Source organism: Paenibacillus sp. FSL R5-0623, from assembly GCF_037974265.1.
Taxonomy (GTDB): domain Bacteria; phylum Bacillota; class Bacilli; order Paenibacillales; family Paenibacillaceae; genus Paenibacillus.
Genome location: NZ_CP150233.1, coordinates 3908308 through 3928870, shown reverse-complemented (window position 1 = coordinate 3928870; position 20563 = coordinate 3908308). Strand labels below are relative to the sequence as shown.

Annotated in this window: 16 protein-coding genes; 15 read left to right on the top strand and 1 reads right to left on the bottom strand. The window is 48.9% G+C overall.

Going from position 1 to position 20563, the window contains the following annotated elements; genetic code table 11:
- Positions 1-7: 7 nt before the first annotated feature.
- The 12 genes from allB (at position 8) to MKY92_RS17105 (ending at position 16052) form a co-directional block, all read left to right on the top strand.
- Complete coding sequence (allB, locus tag MKY92_RS17160; RefSeq protein ID WP_339297050.1) at positions 8-1411, top strand: allantoinase AllB; 1404 nt, start codon at positions 8-10, stop codon at positions 1409-1411.
- Positions 1408-2715: a Zn-dependent hydrolase gene (locus MKY92_RS17155; protein WP_339297049.1), complete on the top strand. Its 1308-nt coding sequence runs from the start codon at positions 1408-1410 to the stop codon at positions 2713-2715. The genes allB and MKY92_RS17155 overlap by 4 nt, the downstream gene beginning before the upstream one ends.
- A gap of 6 nt (positions 2716-2721) precedes the next feature.
- A complete protein-coding gene (locus MKY92_RS17150; protein ID WP_076217052.1) occupies positions 2722-3963 on the top strand; it encodes an alanine--glyoxylate aminotransferase family protein in 1242 nt (413 codons plus the stop codon).
- On the top strand, positions 3957-5552 hold the full coding sequence (gene ggt / locus MKY92_RS17145; RefSeq protein WP_339297048.1) for a gamma-glutamyltransferase: 1596 nt from the start codon (positions 3957-3959) through the stop codon (positions 5550-5552). The genes MKY92_RS17150 and ggt overlap by 7 nt, the downstream gene beginning before the upstream one ends.
- 95 nt (positions 5553-5647) lie before the next feature.
- Entirely contained in the window at positions 5648-6970 is a 1323-nt protein-coding gene (locus tag MKY92_RS17140; RefSeq protein ID WP_339297047.1) for a 5'-deoxyadenosine deaminase, read from the top strand.
- 42 nt (positions 6971-7012) lie between these two features.
- Entirely contained in the window at positions 7013-8299 is a 1287-nt protein-coding gene (locus tag MKY92_RS17135) for an XdhC family protein (protein ID WP_339297046.1), read from the top strand.
- Positions 8271-8912 carry a nucleotidyltransferase family protein gene (locus MKY92_RS17130; RefSeq protein ID WP_339297045.1) on the top strand — a complete coding sequence of 214 codons (642 nt, stop codon included), beginning with the start codon at positions 8271-8273 and terminating at the stop codon, positions 8910-8912. Before MKY92_RS17135 ends, MKY92_RS17130 begins: the two co-directional genes overlap by 29 nt.
- A 132-nt stretch (positions 8913-9044) precedes the next feature.
- Positions 9045-9209 (top strand): hypothetical protein, encoded by a 165-nt coding sequence (locus MKY92_RS17125; RefSeq protein ID WP_221821548.1) that lies wholly within the window; start codon positions 9045-9047, stop codon positions 9207-9209.
- Entirely contained in the window at positions 9203-10117 is a 915-nt protein-coding gene (locus MKY92_RS17120; RefSeq protein WP_339297044.1) for an FAD binding domain-containing protein, read from the top strand. Before MKY92_RS17125 ends, MKY92_RS17120 begins: the two co-directional genes overlap by 7 nt.
- Before the next feature lie 33 nt (positions 10118-10150).
- The gene (locus MKY92_RS17115; RefSeq protein ID WP_339297043.1) at positions 10151-12592 is read left to right on the top strand and encodes a molybdopterin cofactor-binding domain-containing protein; all 2442 of its coding nucleotides are present in this window, start codon (positions 10151-10153) and stop codon (positions 12590-12592) included.
- Entirely contained in the window at positions 12589-13107 is a 519-nt protein-coding gene (locus MKY92_RS17110) for a (2Fe-2S)-binding protein (protein ID WP_339297042.1), read from the top strand. Before MKY92_RS17115 ends, MKY92_RS17110 begins: the two co-directional genes overlap by 4 nt.
- A gap of 365 nt (positions 13108-13472) precedes the next feature.
- The gene (locus MKY92_RS17105) at positions 13473-16052 is read left to right on the top strand and encodes a glycosyl hydrolase (protein ID WP_339297041.1); all 2580 of its coding nucleotides are present in this window, start codon (positions 13473-13475) and stop codon (positions 16050-16052) included.
- Positions 16053-16159: 107 nt separating this feature from the next.
- Here the strand turns inward: MKY92_RS17105 and MKY92_RS17100 are convergent, their stop codons facing one another.
- On the bottom strand, positions 16160-16777 hold the full coding sequence (locus tag MKY92_RS17100) for a YitT family protein (RefSeq protein WP_339297040.1): 618 nt from the start codon (positions 16775-16777) through the stop codon (positions 16160-16162).
- 122 nt (positions 16778-16899) lie between these two features.
- On the opposite strand from MKY92_RS17100, the gene MKY92_RS17095 reads away from it, so the two are divergent.
- The 3 genes from MKY92_RS17095 (at position 16900) to MKY92_RS17085 (ending at position 20524) form a co-directional block, all read left to right on the top strand.
- Positions 16900-17421, top strand: coding sequence for a GNAT family N-acetyltransferase (locus MKY92_RS17095; RefSeq protein ID WP_339297039.1), 522 nt, complete (start codon positions 16900-16902; stop codon positions 17419-17421).
- Between the two features lie 689 nt (positions 17422-18110).
- Complete coding sequence (glpX, locus tag MKY92_RS17090) at positions 18111-19193, top strand: class II fructose-bisphosphatase (protein WP_076217229.1); 1083 nt, start codon at positions 18111-18113, stop codon at positions 19191-19193.
- A gap of 281 nt (positions 19194-19474) precedes the next feature.
- Entirely contained in the window at positions 19475-20524 is a 1050-nt protein-coding gene (locus MKY92_RS17085; RefSeq protein WP_339297038.1) for a LacI family DNA-binding transcriptional regulator, read from the top strand.
- Positions 20525-20563: the final 39 nt, after the last annotated feature.

Below are 20563 nucleotides of genomic sequence, written 5' to 3'. Positions count from 1 at the left end.
CATCCACATGACAACATTTGATACCATCATCCGGGGGGCCCGGGTGGTGCTGAGAGATCGGGTAGAACAACTGGATATTGGCATTACTGGTGAAAAAATAACGGAACTATCCACGCGGCTGACCGCTGGTGAAGCGACTTGCATCATAGAAGCTGAGGGGCTTACAGTGATGCCGGGTGTCGTGGACATTCATGTACACTTCAATGAACCCGGACTCGCCAGTTGGGAGGGATTCCGATCGGGTTCGGCAGCCCTTGCCGCAGGGGGAATCACGACCTATGTCGATATGCCGCTTAACGGCGTACCGCCAACCACAAGGCCGGAAGCATGGGAAATGAAAATGAAAGCAGCGGCAGACCAATCGTATGTTGATTATGCGTTCTGGGGAGGTTTGGTTCCCGGCAATCGTGGTGATCTTGCTCCACTGGCAGGGTTGGGTGCTGCCGGATTCAAGGCGTTTATGTCCGAGCCGGGTGGAGAAGGGGAAGATATCTTTGCCAGAGCCGATGACCACACGCTATTGGACGGAATGCATGAAATTGCAACATTAAAACGTGTGCTGGCACTTCATGCAGAGGACGAAGGCATGGTTGCCGAACTCGGTGCGAAAAGCATTGCTGAGGGAAAGACTGAACCGATGGATTATATCCGGTCCCGTCCTGTGGAAGCCGAAGTCGTCGCGGTTGCGCGCGCGTTGAGATACGGTGAACAGACTGGATGTGCGCTGCATTTTGTGCATATTAGTACCCGGGAAGCCCTGGATCTAATTGCAGACGCCAAACGGCGTGGGCAGGATGTGACTTCGGAGACATGCCCTCATTATCTGACGCTGACCGATCAGGATGTGATCCGATTGGGTGCTGTAGCGAAATGTGCTCCACCGCTTCGCAGCTCTTCCGAACAGGAGCAGTTATGGGATGCGCTGACTTCGGGATTGATTGATGTTATTGCCTCAGACCATTCTCCATGTCCGCCATCCATGAAACAATCTGATAACTTCTTCGAAATCTGGGGCGGTATATCCGGTGCGCAAAGCACATTGCTAATCATGCTGGAGGATGGACATCTTCGACGTAATATCGACCTCCCGTTGCTCGGAAGAGTGCTCTCCCTGCAGCCTGCCAGAAGGCTTGGTTTGGAGAACAAAGGAGAGATTGCGATTGGCAAGGATGCAGATCTGGTCCTGATTGACTGGGAAAAAAGCACAACCCTGAATACGGAGGATCTGCTCTATACGCATAAACAGAGCCCCTATGTGGGACGTACATTTAACTGTCAGATTGCAGACGTATTTTGCCGTGGGCAGCGTGTTTACAACTCGGAATCCGGATTATCTCCTGTGCCTGTCGGACAGCACATTGTAGCCTATTCCTCTAGTCCCATCGAAGCGGGAACGGAGGAGACGCCATGACGGAGTCTGGAGCATACCGGTCATCCGGTACAAATAACGCACCTCTTCCTTTGCCCAATGTAGAACAGGTGGAGCTGCAAGCCATGCTTGACTGGCTGTCGACATATGGTGCGGATGCACAGGGTGGCGTCACACGACTGTTGTATGACTCGGTTTGGTGTGAAGCACAAGGTGCCCTTGCAGCCAAAATGCAGGAGAAAGGGCTGTCTCCCGAATTTGACCAGTCTGGTAATCTGTATGGCACATTGAAGAGCGAAATTGATGAAAAAACAACTGGTGCAGAAGCATTACCGATTGTGACCGGTTCACATATTGATTCTGTCGTGTATGGCGGCAAATATGATGGTGCTTACGGTGTGGTGGCTGGTGTCCTTGCTTTGGAGTATTTGCAGAAGCATTTCGGAGCACCGAAGCGCACACTTCAAGTGGTATCGTTATGTGAGGAAGAGGGAAGCCGCTTCCCTTTTGCGTATTGGGGTTCACGCAGTATAACTGGAATAACGTCTCTGGAAGATGTAGAGCATCTGAAGGATCAAGACGGGATTACCTTTGCACAAGCGATTCGGGATGCAGGCTTTGGACCCGATAGTGCATATAGACCTGCCGCGAAAAATTACGGTGCCTTTATTGAGCTTCACATTGAGCAAGGTCAGGTTCTGGAACGTCTTGGACATTCGATTGGAGTTGTATCCGACATTGTAGGTCAGAAGCGGTTCAGTATCACCGTGAGCGGTGAAGCGAATCATGCGGGGACGACGCCGATGTCCTGGCGTAAGGACGCACTTGCCGGAGCAGCCGAGATGATTGCTGCGGTAAGGAGTATCGCATTGGATGCAGGCGAACCGCTCGTAGCCACGGTTGGGAGAATCACGGCCAATCCGGGTGTTGGGAATGTGGTTGCAGCCCGGGCGGTGTTCTCGCTGGATATCCGCCATATTCGGCAGGAAAGTATTGATCGCTGCTGGCAGGATATGCTCCAGGCATTTAGTCGTATCGCAGCTGAGCAGCAGCTTGGACTGGACTGGGAAGAACATCTGTCGGTGACGCCCATTCCCATGAATGCGCAGATGATCTCAGACATTCAGGATACCTGTGAGCAGGAGCAGTTGTCCTACTGGTTAATGCCAAGCGGCGCGGGACATGATTCGCAGATTTTTCAGCCGGCTTGTCCAACGGCAATGATCTTTGTGCCGAGTCAGGATGGTATCAGTCATAATCCACTTGAATATACAGCTGAAGCAGACCTGATGCACGGTTTTCGGGTTCTGGTCCGGCTACTCTATAAATACGGTTACGGGAGTTGAATGAAGATGTCCAACTATAAAGAGTTATCTCCGTCCTTGCGGACCATTATGACCCCGGGACCCGTTGAGGTTGATCCACGCGTACTTAGAGCATTATCTTTTCCGATCCTGGGGCAATTTGACCCGGAATTCACATCCTTGATGAACGAGACAATGGCGATGCTGCGAGAGTTGTATATGACAGATAACGAGTGGTGTTATCCAGTCGACGGTACATCCCGTTCAGGGATTGAAGCTGTTTTGGTCAGTCTGATCCAGCCTGGTGACAAAGTTCTCGTCCCGATCTACGGACGATTCGGACATCTGCTGGTTGAAATCTCGGAACGCTGCGGTGCCGAGGTCGTCTTCTTCGAAACGGAATGGGGAACGGTATTTGATCCGGAAGAGGTGATCAAGGCAATCCATACCCATAAACCGAGTCTGGTTGCGATGGTTCATGGTGAGACTTCCACCGGTCAGATGCAGCCCCTTGCCGAGATTGGCAAAGCCTGTCGCGACCTTGATATCTTACTCGTCGTGGATGCTGTGGCTACCATTGGTGGGACTCCGGTGGAGACGGATGCCTGGCATCTGGATGCGGTAATGGGTGGTACGCAGAAGTGCCTGTCCGTTCCTTCAGGGATGGCACCTCTCACGTACAACAGTCGTGTGGAACAGAAACTGATGAGCCGCAAAACAGTTGAACGCGGACTTCGAGATGCAACCAGTGCACGGGCAGAAGGCCGCACCATTGCCAGCAATTATTTTGACCTGAGCCAATTGCAGGATTACTGGAGTTCAGCACGGTTGAACCACCATACGGAGGCCACCTCCATGCTCTACGGTCTTCACGAAGGTTTGCGCATTCTGCTGCAAGAAGGATTGGAGGCCAGGTTCCAAAGACATCTGGTGAATGAACGTGCGTTGGTCGCGGGAATTCAGGGAATGGGACTGCAATTGTATGGGGATATGTCCAGTAAACTTCCGGTGGTCACTTGTATCACCATTCCGGAGGGGATTGATGGTGAGTCGGTGCGCAGCATGTTGCTGAACGATTTTGGCATTGAGATTGCCAGTTCATTTGGACCGTTGAAAGGGCAGATCTGGCGGATCGGTACAATGGGATTCAGCTGCCAACGCAAGAACGTACTTCATGTGCTGGGAGCACTGGAAGCTGTTCTATTACGTCATCGTCATGTACTACCTGCCGGTGAAGCAGTGCAGGCCGCATTGGATGTGTATGCAGGGAAGGAGGGTGCTTTATGTTAAACCAGATGCCAATCTCCAGAGAGGTCATGGTCACCTCTCCTCATTATCTGGCGAGTGCAGTGGGAAGCTCCATCCTCCAGCAGGGCGGGAATGCTTATGATGCCGCTGTTGCGGTCAGTGCAGCTCTGGGTGTGGTATATCCGCATATGACCGGACTTGGAGGGGATGCCTTCTTCCTGATTCATGACGGAGCCAGCGGTGAGATTACCGCCTATAACGGAAGTGGCCGCTCAGCCGCAGGCATTCATGCGGATACGTTCAAAGCGATGGGGATGAGTGCCATCCCTCAGCGCGGTGTGCTTAGTGCTATCACGGTTCCGGGAATGGTGGATGCATGGTGGGAAGTCTGGTCCCGGTATGGTAAGTTACCGTGGGAGCAGTTGCTTGAACCTGCCGCGCAGTATGCGGAAAAAGGATGCCCTATATCCCGGAATCTCCACCTATGGATGGAAAGGGATGAAGATTTCATTATGGGGCATACACCGCTGCGAGCGGTATTTGCGCCTTTGGGTACACTTTTGCAGGAAGGCGAGCTGCTGATCCAGCCTGATCTTGCTGCCTCCATTCGTCTGATTCAGATGGAAGGTCGAGATACTTTTTATACAGGAGAACTCGCGGATCGTCTGACTTCGGCTATTCGTGAGGATGGGGGCATGCTTGCACCAGCAGACTTTGCAGGGCATCGTGGCGAGTGGGTGAAACCGGTCAGCACGGAGTATCGTGGCTATGAAGTTCATCAGATGCCGCCCAACTCGCAGGGATTCTCGATGCTGATGATGTTAAATATGCTGGAACATACGGATCTGTCCTCTGTAGCACGTACCTCACCGGAATTCTATCATCTGATGGCGGAAGTGGTGAAAAAGGCGTTTCGTGATCGTGATCGTTATCTGACGGACCCGGATTTCAGGGACATTCCGCTGGATCTTCTGTTGTCCAAGGATTACGGAGACCAATTGTGGAATGAGATTCAGTCTGCTCCACCTGTGGCACAACCGTTTTTGTCTAAAACAATAGGTCAGGACACGGCGTATGCAGCGGTTGTTGATAGTGAAGGCAACGCCGTGTCATTCATCCAAAGCCTGTATTTTGACTTCGGTGCAGCCTATGTCCCAGGGGATACGGGAGTTATCATGCAGAACCGGGGGGCGTTTTTCTCCCTAGATCCGAGAGATGCCAATGTACTGGAACCAAACAAACGCTCATTCCATACCCTCATGCCGGGCCTTGTTACACGAGATGGCAAACCTTATATGCTCGTGGGTACACAGGGCGGAGAAGGCCAGCCGCAGACACAATTATCGGTGCTTACCGGAGTGCTTGATTATGGGCTCAACATTCAGGAAGCGATCAGCCTGCCGCGTTGGGTGTATGGACGTACCTGGGGCGAAGAAGGCGATACGATGCGTGTGGAGAACCGATATCATGACGACGTATGTGCAACCCTTGCCCAGTGGGGACATAACGTTGAAGCCAGAGCGCCGTGGGACGGGATAATGGGACAGTCGCAAGGCATTGTCATTCGTGAGGACGGCATGATTAGCGGTGCAGCAGACCCTAGAGGTGATGGAATGGCTATTGGATGGTAACAGACAGCGATCGGAAGATTAGTCTGTCATCGGAGTGCAAGTGTAAATATGTATGAGTTGTACTATATAGACAGACACAGATAGGGGAGATTGGCATGGGAACGATCCTGCTGAAAGGCGCACAGCTTGTGACGATGAATGCAGAAGAGGAAGTGTTTATCGGAGATCTGTTGATCGAGGATAACAAAATCAAGGAGATTGCAACGCACATTGACGTGCAAGCTGACCAATTCATTGATGCTCGTGGCAAAGTGCTGTTGCCAGGTTTCATCCAGACGCATATTCATCTGTGTCAGACCTTGTTCCGTGGACGTGCGGATGATCTGGAACTGATGGATTGGCTCCGTCAACGTATCTGGCCGCTGGAAGCAGCGCATGATGAGGAGTCCGTGTATTATTCGGCAATGCTCGGATTGGGCGAATTGATCTCCAGCGGAACCACAACCATTCTGGATATGGAGACGGTACATCACACAGACTCGGCGTTTCAGGCGATGGCACAGAGCGGCATTCGGGTCATCTCTGGCAAGGTGATGATGGATCATGGGGACGAGGTTCCGGAACCCTTGCGTGAGGATACAGCAACTTCGCTGCAACAGAGTGTGGATCTGCTGGAGAAGTGGAACGGGTTTGGCGGAGGTCGCATTCAGTATGCTTTCTGTCCACGCTTCGTTGTATCGTGTACCGAAGAATTGCTGGTAGAGGTGCGCGACCTGTCGAATAAATATCATGTCAAAGTCCATACCCATGCCTCCGAGAATCGTGGAGAGATCGAACTGGTAGAACACGAACGCGGAATGCGTAACATCGTATACCTCGATCATATCGGTCTGGCTACCCCAAGATTGGTGCTGGCCCACTGTGTATGGCTGAGTGAGGAAGAGAAAGAGATCATCCGCAAACGTGGTGTCAAAGTCACCCATTGTCCTGGATCAAATATGAAGCTTTCCTCCGGGGTAGCGGATATTCCGGATCTGCTGAATCGACAGATCGCCGTTGGGATTGGGGCAGATGGTGCCGCATGCAACAACAACCTGGATATGTTTCAGGAAATGCGCCTCACAGCGCTGATGCAGAAGATTCCTCATGGTCCAACCGTGATGGATGCCCGGACTGTATTGCGTATGGCTACCATGGGTGGTGCAGAGGTGCTCGGCATGTCGAAGGAAATCGGCAGTCTCGAAGTGGGCAAAAAGGCAGATATGCTGCTGCTGGATCTGGATGATTTCCACACGTACCCATCCTATGAGACGGATGTCTATTCCCGCGTAGTGTATTCCGCAACACGTAGCTGTGTGGATACCGTTATTATTGACGGAAGTATCGTGCTCAAGAATCGTAAGATTCAGACGATTGATCGTGGCATTGTGCTTCGTGAGTCGGATAAGAGTATTGCGAGATTGATGAAACGTATCTGATCGAAGGAAGCTTATGCAATTCCAGAAAGGATGGAGACCGATATGGAAATGCATGATTTGTGTGCAATCGCAGCCCGTGAAACGCGCTGTGTGCTCGCAACAGCGATCAAGGTAGAGGGTCATGCTTACCGTAAGCAGGGAGTCTCTATGCTGTTGACCGAGGATGGCAAAATGGTTGGCAGTATCAGCCCGGGATGCCTGGAGAGTGATCTTCAGGCCCGGGTGAGCCATGTGCTGGATACAATGCAGATGGAATTCGTGGAATACGACATGCGTCCCGAGGATGATCTGTCCTGGGGTGAGGCGATTGGCTGCGGCGGACTCGTTGTTGTGCTGCTTGAACCTGTGTGTGGTGAACTCCGAGATACGTTACAGAAGATGTATGAGTGTTTTCAATCCGGCGCTGCAACAGCGTTAACCCGAACGTTCCAAGATGATTATACGAGGGTTCAATATGGATGGAAACGGGTTGAGTCTATGGAAACGGGGCAAAAGTCAACTTTGCGTCCTTCGCTCGTCCCTCCTCATGATGTTGTGGCGAATCATAATCGATCGCCATTGCAGGTTGATGTGCAACACAGCAGTGGAAATACCAAGCATGAACATACAACATCAACACAACATTCTCCCGATAAACCTCGCCTTACGCTTGTGCCTGAAGTGGTAGCTGCTGCGTCAAACGGATCTCACTCTACCGATCTATCCGGTGATTCTCAACATATCTCTGATGCTGATACTGATGCTGTAAAAGTGATTAACAACACGGTCTTAACGAATCCCTGGGGCCTCCCGCAGCAACTTACTTCGCTGTACGCTCCTAAACCTCGCCTGATTATCGTCGGAGCCGGGAATGATGTTATTCCTGTTGCCAGACTCGCCGGGTCTGCAGGATTCCGTGTTGTAGTAGCCGATTGGCGAGAGTCCTTATGCACCTCGGAAAGGTTCCCTGAAGCTGAACTGGTAATTGGTTTCCCGTGTGAGATTATGCATTTGTTAAACGTGCACAACGGAGATTATTTGATTTTAATGAGTCACAATTATCCCCGCGAACGTGAACTGTTGGAGATGTTAGTGGACTGTGAGTACGCGTATCTTGGCATCATGGGTTCCAAAACACGAACAGCCCGTCTGCTGGATGGTTTACCACCGTTGAAATATGTGCATTCTCCTGTTGGATTGAGCATCGGAGCAGATGGGCCCGAACAGATCGCCATCAGCATTGCAGCGGAATTGATCGCATGTAAACAGAAGGTCTCTTCCTTGAGTTCTGAGGTTCAGAAGGGGAGCGTTGCACATGCGAATGACGGGCATAGTTCTGGCAGCAGGTAAGAGTCGTCGTCTTGGTCGGGATAAACTCGCGGTTGTCATGCCAGACGGGAGGTCCCTGGCTGGCTGGTCCCTGGAAGCTGCGCTGAATTCGGAGCTGGATCAAGTGATCTGTGTGGTCAAACCGGAAGATTCGTTGGCATGGATGCCTGTAAAATGGTTTGATTCTGCCGCGTATGCCTATCATCCTACAGCAAGACTTCGAATTGTGGTCTGTGCTGACTATGCCTGCGGCATGGCCAATTCTCTTCATTCTGGCGTGTTGTCGGCCATGGAGTACAAACCGGAGGGCATTCTCATGTTACTGGGCGATCAGCCTTTATTACAAGCACAGGATATCAATCGGGTGACCAGAGCACTGACTACCCACAACCTGTGTGACTATGTCGCAGCTACCGATGGTGAGGGAGGCAAGCCGCCTGTTGCTTTTCGCTCCCATATGTTCGGGCCTCTGTTGTCTCTACATGGAGATGAAGGGGCACGCAAGATCATGCGTAGCGCTAACTATTCAGGTGTACATGTACCACTGTCTGAAACTAGTTTCTGGGATGCGGATACAGAACCGGAATTGGAACGCATTCTGAATCATGTATATGAATCGCATCAGACAGACTAAATAAGAGGAGAAGATTATTAACTATGTATAATTTAATAACATGATCAGGTCAGCCAAGCAGTCTGGTTGGCCTGTTTGTCTTCTTTTAACATGTGCTGAATGAGAATCCGTGTTAGCTTTCGATAGATCATCATGCATCAAGCACAAATAGAACGCAGGTTTTATACATTTATCCAAAACGATGTGAAGGTAATTGACGTTGCTGCTGAACTCTCATATGATTTGAAGAATTATCTGGATCAGACGGTTGAATTTCCTGCCCAAGGAAGAGAGAGAAAGGGGGTGCAGCGATGGTAACACCGGCATACGGTTCTGGAGCCATGCCATCGGTATGGCAGCCTGAGAATCTGCAAGAACTGCAAACGTTGAGAAGTAGACTCAAGGGTATATGTTGTTTCACGGCAGGTGGAACATTGCTAAGAACCCAGTGGGAGGGCGGCTTGGTTCCAGCGCCTGAACACATGATTAGCCTGGCTCGTATTCCTGAAATGAACGGTGTATCTACTCGTGGAGATGAGATAGTCATTGGAGCAATGACCCGATTAAAGGAATGTGCTGCACAAGTGTTGCTGCATCAACTGCCGATCCTGCAAGAAGCGGTGAATGCAATTGCTGCTCCTTCCATTCGAAATGTGGCAACCATTGGCGGGAATATTGTATCCGGAGTAGGAGATACGTTGCCTGCTTTGCTTGTATATGATGCGGAGCTGCACTGGTTGACTGACAACGGAATAGAGATTCGCAGTGTGTCTTCCTGGCTTCAGGGTGGGCGGGATGGCAGCCGTAATCCAGGGGACGTATTAATCTCGATTCATATTCTGATGAGACCGTCCTCTATGCTCGATGTGGAAGGTGAGTACAGACCTGCTGCACGAGCAGTTTCCTTTTATCGCAAGCTGGGCCGACGGGAGACGTTCAGTGCATCGCTGGTGACGGTTGCGTTATACGGTGAGATTGATTCGGATAACCGCTGGACCAAGATTGCGATTGCGGCTGGCGGGGGCTCAGGTATGGCGATGCGACTTCTGGAGTCAGAACAACAGCTTCTTGGTAGCGAAGCTTCTGTCATGCAAGCCGGGACTCTTTCAGCTGCTGTGGCTGATGAGTTTACGACGTATGGCGATGCATTTGCAACAGAACAATATCGCAAACAGACCGCAGGCAATATGCTTGGTGCTGGGCTATGGGAGGCACTTCACGAATAAATGAATGGGATCAAGCAAAGGGGGAGAGGGATCATGCTGCTGAATCGGAAACAGAGCGGGAAACGCTGGCACCTGCGGCCAGATGGGGCGCCCAAAGTAACAGGCCAGCTTCAATATCTGACGGATATGACGCTACCTGACATGATTCATGGCAGAGTATTGCGAAGCGAATATCCTTATGCTCGCATATTGTCTGTAGATACTTCGGAAGCTGAGGCGTTGGAAGGTGTCTATGCGGTTTTGACCTCCAAAGATGTGCCTGGTCTGAATCGTTTTGGCATAGCGACCCCGGATCAGCCTGTGTTTTGCGAGGATATTGTACGTTATGTCGGTGACGCCATTGCAGCGGTTGCTGCGGATTCTCCGGAACGTGCGGCCCTTGCACTGGATGCGATCCGTGTAGTGTATGAGGAACTCACACCGCTGAATAGTACAGACGCTGCCTTGGCTCCCGGCGCACCAGAGCTGCATGAGCATGGTCCCGGGAATGTGCTGCATCGCACGGAGATCAAACGTGGAGACGCCGAGCAAGCTTTTGCCAATTGTGATCATATCGTGACAGAGACGTATTATACGCCTCGTCAGATGCATGCGTACATGGAGACAGAAGGTGGCCTGTTTGTCCCGGATGAAGAGGGACGGCTGAATGTATACGCGGCAACGCAGCATGGCTATAAAGACCGGATGCAGCTTGCGCGCATTATTGGCTATCCTGAAGAGGATATCCGGGTAGTATCTTCACCGATTGGTGGTTCATTTGGCGGAAAAGATGAACTAAACGTACAGCCTTATGGTGCATTGCTGGCCTTGAGATGCGGACGTCCTGTAAAAATGCATAATTCACGCAAAGAATCCGTACGTGCAGGGCTGAAACGACATCCGATGAAGATTGAAATGCAGACAGGCATGAGTCGAGAAGGCATCCTACAGGCGCATCGTGTCCGTATTACCGCAGATACCGGAGCGTACGCCACACTTGGTGCACCCGTACTGAACTTCTGTACCGAGCATTGCCTTGGACCCTACGCCATTCCAAATGTGGATGTGGAAGGTGTATCTGTATATACGAATAACGGGCTGTCAGGTGAGTTTCGCGGATTTGGCGGGAATCAGGCGATTTTTGCCATGGAAGGCCAGATGGATCGGCTTGCAGCAATCATGAACATGGACCCTTGGGAGTTCCGTAGACGTAATATGAGGGAAAAGAATGATCCTGGACCACTGAATCAACGTATTCTGGTTACGGATGGACTGTCCCAAGTATGGGAGGCATTGGATCGCTCCGAACTGTGGCAAAAACATCAGAGTCCCCCGGCAGATCCTGCTCTGCCACCGTGGATCAAACGCGGAGTCGGAGCAGCCATCGCCATGCATGGTGCGGGGCTAGGTTATGGCATTCCGGACCCTGCGGGAGGCCGCCTGTCCCTGAATAATGAAGGCAAGATTGAGGTGGCGTTCAGCTACGAGGAATTTGGTCAGGGGCTCATTGCAACGCTGGAAATTATGTTGTGTGATCTGTTCCAATGCAGTACGTCGGATCTCAGTATCATCATTGGAGACACGGATCGTGTGCCACACAGCGGATCAAGCACAGCTTCACGTTCAACAACGATGGCATGGATGGCTCTTCAACGCTTGCAGACTCCATTTCGTTCCCGTGTTCTCGCTACCGCGTCTGTAATGTCGGGCATTCCGACGGATGAACTGGTGACAGGACCCGGTGGTGTATGGCGCAAAGACCAGCTTCCTGCAGAAACTTCAGAAGTAGAAACACCAGAAAAGGCTGAAAGAACTAAAGTGGCTGAGATCGTTGCTGGAAGGACTGAAAGTACTCAAATTGCTGAAAGTTATTTAGGTGCATCTCAATACCTGGCGAAAGAGGGAGTTTCATCAGGTTTTGTGGTTTCGTATGCTGAACTTGCGACGCAGGGCGAAGCCGATGAATGGATTTTCGATACAAAGTTTGATTATCCAACTACGCCGGACAATGTGGTAGGCGGGCATTATTTATATACGTATGCGGCGGTAGCGGCAGAGGTGGAAGTGAACACCTTGACCGGCGAAACCAAGTTGCTCGATACACGCCATGTAGTTGCGGCAGGACCGGTTATCAACCCTATGGGCTATATCGGACAGATTGAGGGCGGTAGTGTCATGGCCCTTGGATTTACGTTGACTGAGGATGCGGTCATGCAGGACAGCCGTTATGTAACCACCAACCTCGACACGTATCTGATCCCAACCATTCAGGATATTCATACCAATCTGGAGGTTGAGGCAATTGAAGACTTGCCAGAAGGTGATGCGTTTGGTCCTAGGGGGATCGGTGAGATAGGCTCCGTTGCGCTTGCGCCAGCCATAACAGCTGCAATTCATCAGGCAACAGGCGTATGGGTTAACTCTCTTCCTGTACCGAGGGAACAACTGGTCAGACCTTTAAATGTACCTTTGCAGGAAGGAGTGAGCCCATCATGAGTAAGCCACTTGATAATCACTGGACAGCCGTGGTGAATGGCGAGCAGAAACATCTGGAGATTGCACAAACGACCCGACTTGTCGATGTGCTTCGGACTCATTTGCAGCTAACGGGTACCAAAGTATCCTGCGAAGTTGGTCGCTGCGGCGCATGTATGGTTCTGATGAATGGAGAGCCTGTGAATTCCTGTCTTGTCATGGCTTATCAATGTGAAGGCAGTGACATTATGACGATTGAAGGTCTGCACGGCGAGGAGAAAGGCACTCTGCATCCGATTCAACAGGCTTTTGTGGAGGAAGGTGGCTTTCAGTGCGGCTACTGTACTCCGGGCATGGTGATCTCAACCAAGGCATTACTGGATGCACATCCTGAGCCTTCTCAAGAACAGATTGAAACGGGATTATGTGGGAATTTGTGTCGTTGTACCGGCTACGGTGGCATTATTCGGGCGGTACGCAAGGCAGGGGAACGCTGTGTGGTAAAGGAAACATCTCCCGAGGAAACCGTTAGTTGAGCCGGGACGCAGGACGTAGACATAAAAAAATGTGAAATGAAGAAACGTTCTTTGAAAAAGCATCCGATCCAGGAATGCTTTTTTTGTTTTTGTAGGTTTTCTGCCAAGTACATTCATCTAACGTGAGATGAAGTTTAGGCCCGAAACTGGTTAGATAATGAACCGTTTTCGAATTGTCTTCAATATTGGTGGAAGGATGGACAAATGGCGTTCAAAGTACTGGTACAAAAGAATTTCAAACATTCTCATTCACCATATATTTACAAATATTGGTATGCATGCTATGTTTAAAATGAAAGCGCCATCATGAATGGGTTCATTGACATTTCATTATCATATTTCACTTGGGAAGGAAGATGGAATTGATGAAAAATTTGCTCAAAAAGGCAACCGCAATGATGCTGGCATTGGCCCTACTGCTTGGATTAATGACAGCGCCCGTTCATGCAGACACCCCACTGTTCACCATCGAAAGCGAAAATGCGCAGCTCACCCCGGATCTTCAAGTGGTTACTTCAATCTATGGACAACCCAAGCCCGGATTCTCGGGGGATGGATTTGTCTGGATGCAGAACTCTGGCACATTAACCTTCACAGTTACTGTCCCGGAAACCGGCATGTACGCGATCTCCACACGATATATGCAGGAGCTCAGTGCAGATGGCAGGTCACAAAATTTAAACGTGAATGGTGTTACCAAGGGGGCGTATATGCTACCTTACACGACTACGTGGTCGAATTTTGATTTTGGTTTTCATAAGTTGAATCAGGGTACCAACACGATTGAGCTAAAGGCTGGTTGGGGCTTCGCTTATTTTGATACCTTCACAGTGGATCATGCTGATCTGGATCCCCTGAATGTGCAGCCAATTCTCACTGATCCTGAAGCTACACCGGAAACTCAAATTTTGATGAATTATTTAACGGAGGTATACGGAAACAACATTATTTCTGGTCAGCAAGAAATCTACGGAGGAGGGAATGACGGAGATACAGAGCTTGAATTCGAGTGGATTCATGATCTTACCGGAAAGTATCCGGCTATCCGCGGTTTTGATTTGATGAACTATAATCCGTTGTATGGTTGGGAGGACGGTACAACCGATCGTATGATTGATTGGGTGAATAACCGTGAAGGTATTGCAACAGCTTCCTGGCATATCAATGTACCTCGTAATTTCAATACGTATGAGCTTGGGGAATTTGTGGATTGGAAAGAGGCTACCTACAAACCGACAGAAACGAATTTTAATACAGCGAATGCGGTAATTCCCGGTACCAAAGAGTATCAATACGTGATGATGACCATCGAGGATCTGGCAGAACAATTGCTGATTTTGCAAGATAACAACGTGCCGGTTCTGTTCCGTCCATATCATGAAGCAGAAGGCAACGGCGGGCTGAACGGGGAAGGTGCATGGTTCTGGTGGGCTTCGGCAGGCGCAGAAGTGTACAAAGAGCTATGGGATCTGCTGTATACCGAACTTACGGAGACGTATGGTTTGCATAATCTGATCTGGACCTACAACAGTTATGTATACAGTACTTCTCCTGCCTGGTATCCGGGCGATGATCAGGTAGATCTTGTCGGATATGATAAATACAATACGATTTACAACCGTTATGACGGTTTGTCTGGCGTACCGAATGAGGATGCGATTACCTCGATTTTCTATAAGCTTGTTGAGTTGACGAACGGTACGAAAATGGTAGCCATGACGGAGAATGACACAATCCCAAGCGTGAAGAATCTGACCGAAGAGAAATCAGGATGGCTGTACTTCTGCCCTTGGTATGGCGAGCATCTGATGAGTTCTGCGTTCAATTACCCGGCAACATTGAAAACGCTTTATCAAAGTGATTATGTCATTACGTTGGATGAGCTGCCAAATCTAAAGGTTAACAATCCCACCCCCAGTGCATCCATCACACCTGGAAACGTTGAATTTGACAAATACACACCCAATCAAAGCGATAAAACCGTAACCGTGAATGCAAACGGCAATACGCTAACTGCTCTCCGGGCAGGCAACAATGCGTTGACCGCAACGACAGACTATACCTTGAACGGAAGCACATTGCTGTTGAAAAAAGCTTATCTGGCAACCCTGCCAGTTGGCGAGCATTCGATTGTTCTGGATTTTAATCAAGGTCAGGACCCTGTGTTAAAAGTCAAAATTGTGGATTCAACACCGGGTACAAATGCTGTGATTTCTCCTGTGAATGCAACATTTGATAAAGCGACGACTCCGTCACAGGATATTAACGTATCTCTCACCCTAAATGGCCGTCAGCTTACAAGCATCACGAAGGGGAATGCTACGCTTATATCAGGTCAGAATTATACAGCGTCCAGCTCTGCTGTTGTTCTGAACCATTCCTACCTTGCTGCACTGCCGCTGGGCGAGAACGTATTGACCTTTCACTTTAATGGAGGCAATAACGCTGAACTTACAGTGAATGTAGTAGACAGCACGGTTACTGTACCTGCGGGGGATTTGACGATTCAAGCTTTTAACGGCAATACAAGTGCATCCGCCAACGGTGTCTCACCCAAGTTCAAGCTGGTCAACTCAGGCAATTCGGCTATTCCGCTAAGTGATGTAAAACTCCGGTATTACTATACCATTGACGGGGAGGAAGCTCAGAGTTTCTGGTCCGACTGGGCCAGTATGGGCAGCACAAATGTAACGAGCCAATTCGTTAAACTGGAGACTCCAGTTGCCGGAGCGGATCATTATCTTGAAGTGGGCTTTACAAGTGCAGCGGGATCACTGAATGCAGGCCAGAGCGCAGAGGTTCAAGCACGTTTTTCCAAGAACAATTGGACGAATTACACACAGACTGATGATTACTCGTTCAAGGCAACCGGTAGTCAGTTCGCAAGCCATGATAAGGTTACCGGGTATGTGAACGGTCAGCTGGTATGGGGAATTGAGCCGTAAAGTTAGATAGCACGTTTAATGGGCTGGATCAGGGGTTGAACCTCTGATCCAGCCTTTTTATGGTGTAGAAGGTGTACACCAATTAGACGGAATGTTCTTTTTCATTTTTAGTATGTGACGATATCCATGTCTGTTAATATGCGATCTATTATCCTTTTTGTATGGCCCATGATGAACTGAAGAAGTACACCTGCACAACATACGGTTATCAACGTTCCAAGCCCGATTGGCCCACCAAGCAGGAATGCGAGCATTAAAAATACAAAATAAATCAATGTTCTCGATATAAATAAAGGAGTTCGGGTGAGTTCATGCAGGATTAATGTTAAGCGGTCAATCGGAATGGGTGCGAAATTAGTCTGTAAATAGATTGCTGTGCCGATACTGATGATCACTAAACCAATGACAAAAGTTATCAATTTGGTGTACCAAACTTCGGGCGTAATCAAGAAATCAGATACATAAAGCCATATATCAATCCCCACACCAGTAATGAATGCGGTGACGAGTCCCAGAAACTCGGGTTTTTGCTGCTTCAACAGCGAATTACATCCGATTAACAGGAAAGCAAGGATGACTTCCCAGCTCCCTACACTTAGGCCTACATGTTGTGACAACCCTACCAGCAGTGCGTCAAACGGTGAAGTACCCAGTTCAGATTGAATGGTGAGGGAAATACCAAGCGTTAAGATTAGAATACCTGCGACAAAAAGAACATATTTCAATTCATTCAACCTCTTCTTTTATATTATGTTGCAAATACAACAAAATTGAGTTAAATTCAATGTAATACTTTTTTATTGCATTTGCAACAAATGATTAACATGATAAAGGAATGTGATTATAGATGAAGATTCGTATAGGGATATGTACCATCGAACAGGTGTGTGAACTACAGGAGATTAGTTATGAGACGTTTAATGAAACGTTTAAAGCGCAAAATTCACCCGAAAATATGAAAGCTTATCTGGAAAAGGCGTTTAATCGGGAGCAATTGGAAACGGAACTGTCCATTTCGGATTCACAATTTCTTTTTATTTATGTCAACAATCAAGTTGCTGGTTATATGAAGGTGAATATCAACGATGCTCAATCTGAGAAGATGGGGGAGGAGGAATCCCTTGAGATCGAGCGGGTATACATCAAAAAAGAGTTCCAAAAACATGGGCTTGGTAAGGTGTTGCTCCATAAAGCTATAGAGATGGCAGCTGAACATCACAAGACGAATATTTGGTTAGGCGTGTGGGAGAAAAATGAAAATGCCATCGCATTTTATGAAAAGATGGGGTTTGTTCAGACTGGAGCCCATGCCTTTGTTATGGGAGATGAGGAACAGATTGATTTGATAATGACCAAAACGATACTATAACTGGATCATCGACGGAAAAGCTTGGGAGAAAAATGCCATTAAGCAGAATTCTTTCGGGCTTTTTTATGTTTTGTCAAAACCATTGAATAATAAAATGAAGAAATAGATGAAGATTAATACATAATAAATATTATGTAAACTTATTATTTTCGATGACCTCCATAAGCTGCATCTATGGCTTTAACAAAAGTTAAAGGCCTGATTAATACATCATTGTCGTATAAATTAGCTCAATAATCGTGAAGGTAATAAGCTGATCCCAAGGATCATCCTTACAATTTATTAGTTTTTCTACGTTTGAACGGTCAGCCTAAAATCGTTTTCGTTCGGAATTTGTTAGATAGCAGCATGTTCTTAATAATCACGATATAAGTTGTATATACCTCATGTTATAAGAATTTTTTTGCGCATGAAACGGACGTGTTAATCCACCATGTTGAATTATTTAGTTTTAGAGCGGAAAATGGAAAATAAAATTAATATCCAAGTAAGAAATCAGGTGGATTGGACTCTTAAAACCAGCCCAAAAAAGGAGCGAAATCAACCAACATATTAATTGGATAAATAAGGTATGAATCCTTCGAAAGGCGCTACGACGCCGATTATAGATCAATTTCATATGGATTTGCGATGGATTTAGTACCGCTTTCACGTTATGCTTTTGGAAATTGGAAAGGAAGTGGGAAAAAATGGAACGCGAACTGGCGTTGGAAATTGTCAGAGTAACAGAATTGGCTGCGTTAGCTTCAGCACCCTGGATGGGACGAGGCGACAAGAACAGTGCAGATGAAGCGGCTACTTTGGCCATGCGCGCCATGTTCGATTCCGTGTCCATTCGCGGCACGGTGGTAATCGGTGAAGGAGAAATGGATGAAGCACCCATGTTGTACATCGGCGAGGAAGTGGGCAACGCTGAGGGCCCTGAGGTTGACGTGGCTGTAGACCCGCTCGAAGGTACAGAAATCGTGGCCAAAGGACTGAACAACGCTCTATCGGTTATTGCAGTGGCGGGAAAAGGTAACCTGCTCCACGCACCGGACATGTACATGGAGAAACTGGCGGTAGGGCCTGCGCTTGTAGGCAAGGTCAGCATTGAAGACCCGGTTGAAGTCACACTGGAGAAAGCCGCTGCCGCATTAAACAAAAACATCTCGGACCTCACTGTGATGATTCTGGATCGTGTACGACATGAAAGCACAATCAAGACGCTACGCAAGGTTGGCGTGAGAATTAAGTTCCTCAGTGACGGTGATGTTGCGGGTGCAATGGCACCTGCCTTCCCCGAGGCGGGCATTGATCTGTATGTCGGATCTGGAGGAGCGCCAGAAGGTGTGCTGGCTGCCGCAGCACTATCTTGTCTTGGGGGTGAGATTCAAGGTCGTCTGATGCCTGCCAACGCAGACGAATTCCAGCGCTGCTTGCAGATGGGAATTGACAATCCTTACAAAGTGTTAACGATGCAGGATATGATCGGCACGGAGGACGTCATTTTTGCCGCAACAGGTGTGACGCCAGGTGAGATCTTGGGAGGGGTCCGGTATCTTGCGGATGATCGTGCCGAGACGGATTCGATTGTTATGCGTGCCAAAACCAAAACAATTCGGTTTATTCGTTCCCAACACTTCCTGCCGAACAAAGAAGTACTGCACAAAGTAAGACAGCTGCAATCCACGCCAGAACCCTCGGATCGCATTCCGAGTCATGCGAAAACAAAGGAGCAGGCTGAGTTCAGCCAATCCTCCGTTGATCTTGGCGTTACAACGACGTTGTGAGCTGTACTCTCCAATTAATCGAACAAATAGGATCAACCGTAATTGTTGTAGTGTGTTTGATAAGTAACTTGAACCCCTAGGATTACAGGTGCTCGGATTCAATGAACGTACCATCTCTGGCATGATAATAATGAGGGCTTGGATTAACCCGAGCTCTCATTATTTTTTATGTTAAAAGCATTGACAACGGTTACATGGCATGAGAAAATGTACGCGCGTACATAAATATCGATTTTTAATTATTACATCATTTATAGGTGAGCTAGAAGGGGGTGAAATTCATGGCATCTCGTAAAGAAGTGGCTGATCTTGCGGGTGTTTCCGAGGCGACGGTCTCCCGGGTGCTGAATGGGGTAGGTCCTATTAAAGAAGAGACACGCCGCAAGGTTCTTGAAGCTTCCGAACAGCTAGGCTATGTGCCCAGCGCTCTTGCTCGCAGTTTTGCCAGAAGTAAAAGCGGGAATCTTGGCGTGGTATTACCTTATGTTCCGAAGGCGCATCTGTTCTCGGCGTATTTTTTCTCGGAAATGCTGAGTGGGATCGGGAGCAAAGCGAGAGATAATGGCATGGACCTGTTGGTTATGTTCCGGACACCGGGAGAAGTGATGAATTATACAGATCTGTTCCGGCGTCAGAAAGTGGACGCCTGCATTATCCTTGGTGCCAGAGATGATCCTGAAGAACTGGCTGCCATGCAGCAGCTTCATCAGGAAGGACACCCATTCTGTGTCATGAATCAGCACTTTGAGGGCCAATCGTTCACGGAAGTGGATGCGGATCATGTGGAAGGAAGCAGGCTTGCCATACGTCATCTTACGGATCAGGGGTATCGCAAAATCGCTTTTCTCAATGGTCCGGACAGCTATTCCAACAGCCAGGAGCGAATGGAAGGTGTCTGTCTTGGCCTGCAAGAAGCAGGTATGGAGCTGGACCCGAGTCTATTGCTTGAGGGGAATTATAGTAGACGAAGCGGCACTGAGGCGGCAGCGATTGTAGCAGATCGCCTACATGAGATTGATGCTGTATTTGCGGCCAATGACCGGATGGCAATTGGGGTCATGCATGGTTTGCGTGAGCGGGGAATAGGACCTGCGGATTTTCCGGCATTTGTGGGTTATGACGACTCCGATGCCGCCGAGATGGCGGTTCCGCCGCTGAGCAGCGTCAGGGTTCCATTTTTCGAGATGGGTGAACTTGCAGTATCGAAGCTTATGCATGGGTCTGTGGGTGACACACATAAAGCGAATAACTCTGTTGTAGCGGTAACCGAATCAGCGAGAGCGTTGTTGCCTACCGAACTGATCATCCGTGCTTCTTCTATCCGTCAATAGTTTATAGGTACACCTATAGAAAGACTTTTTATTATTCCA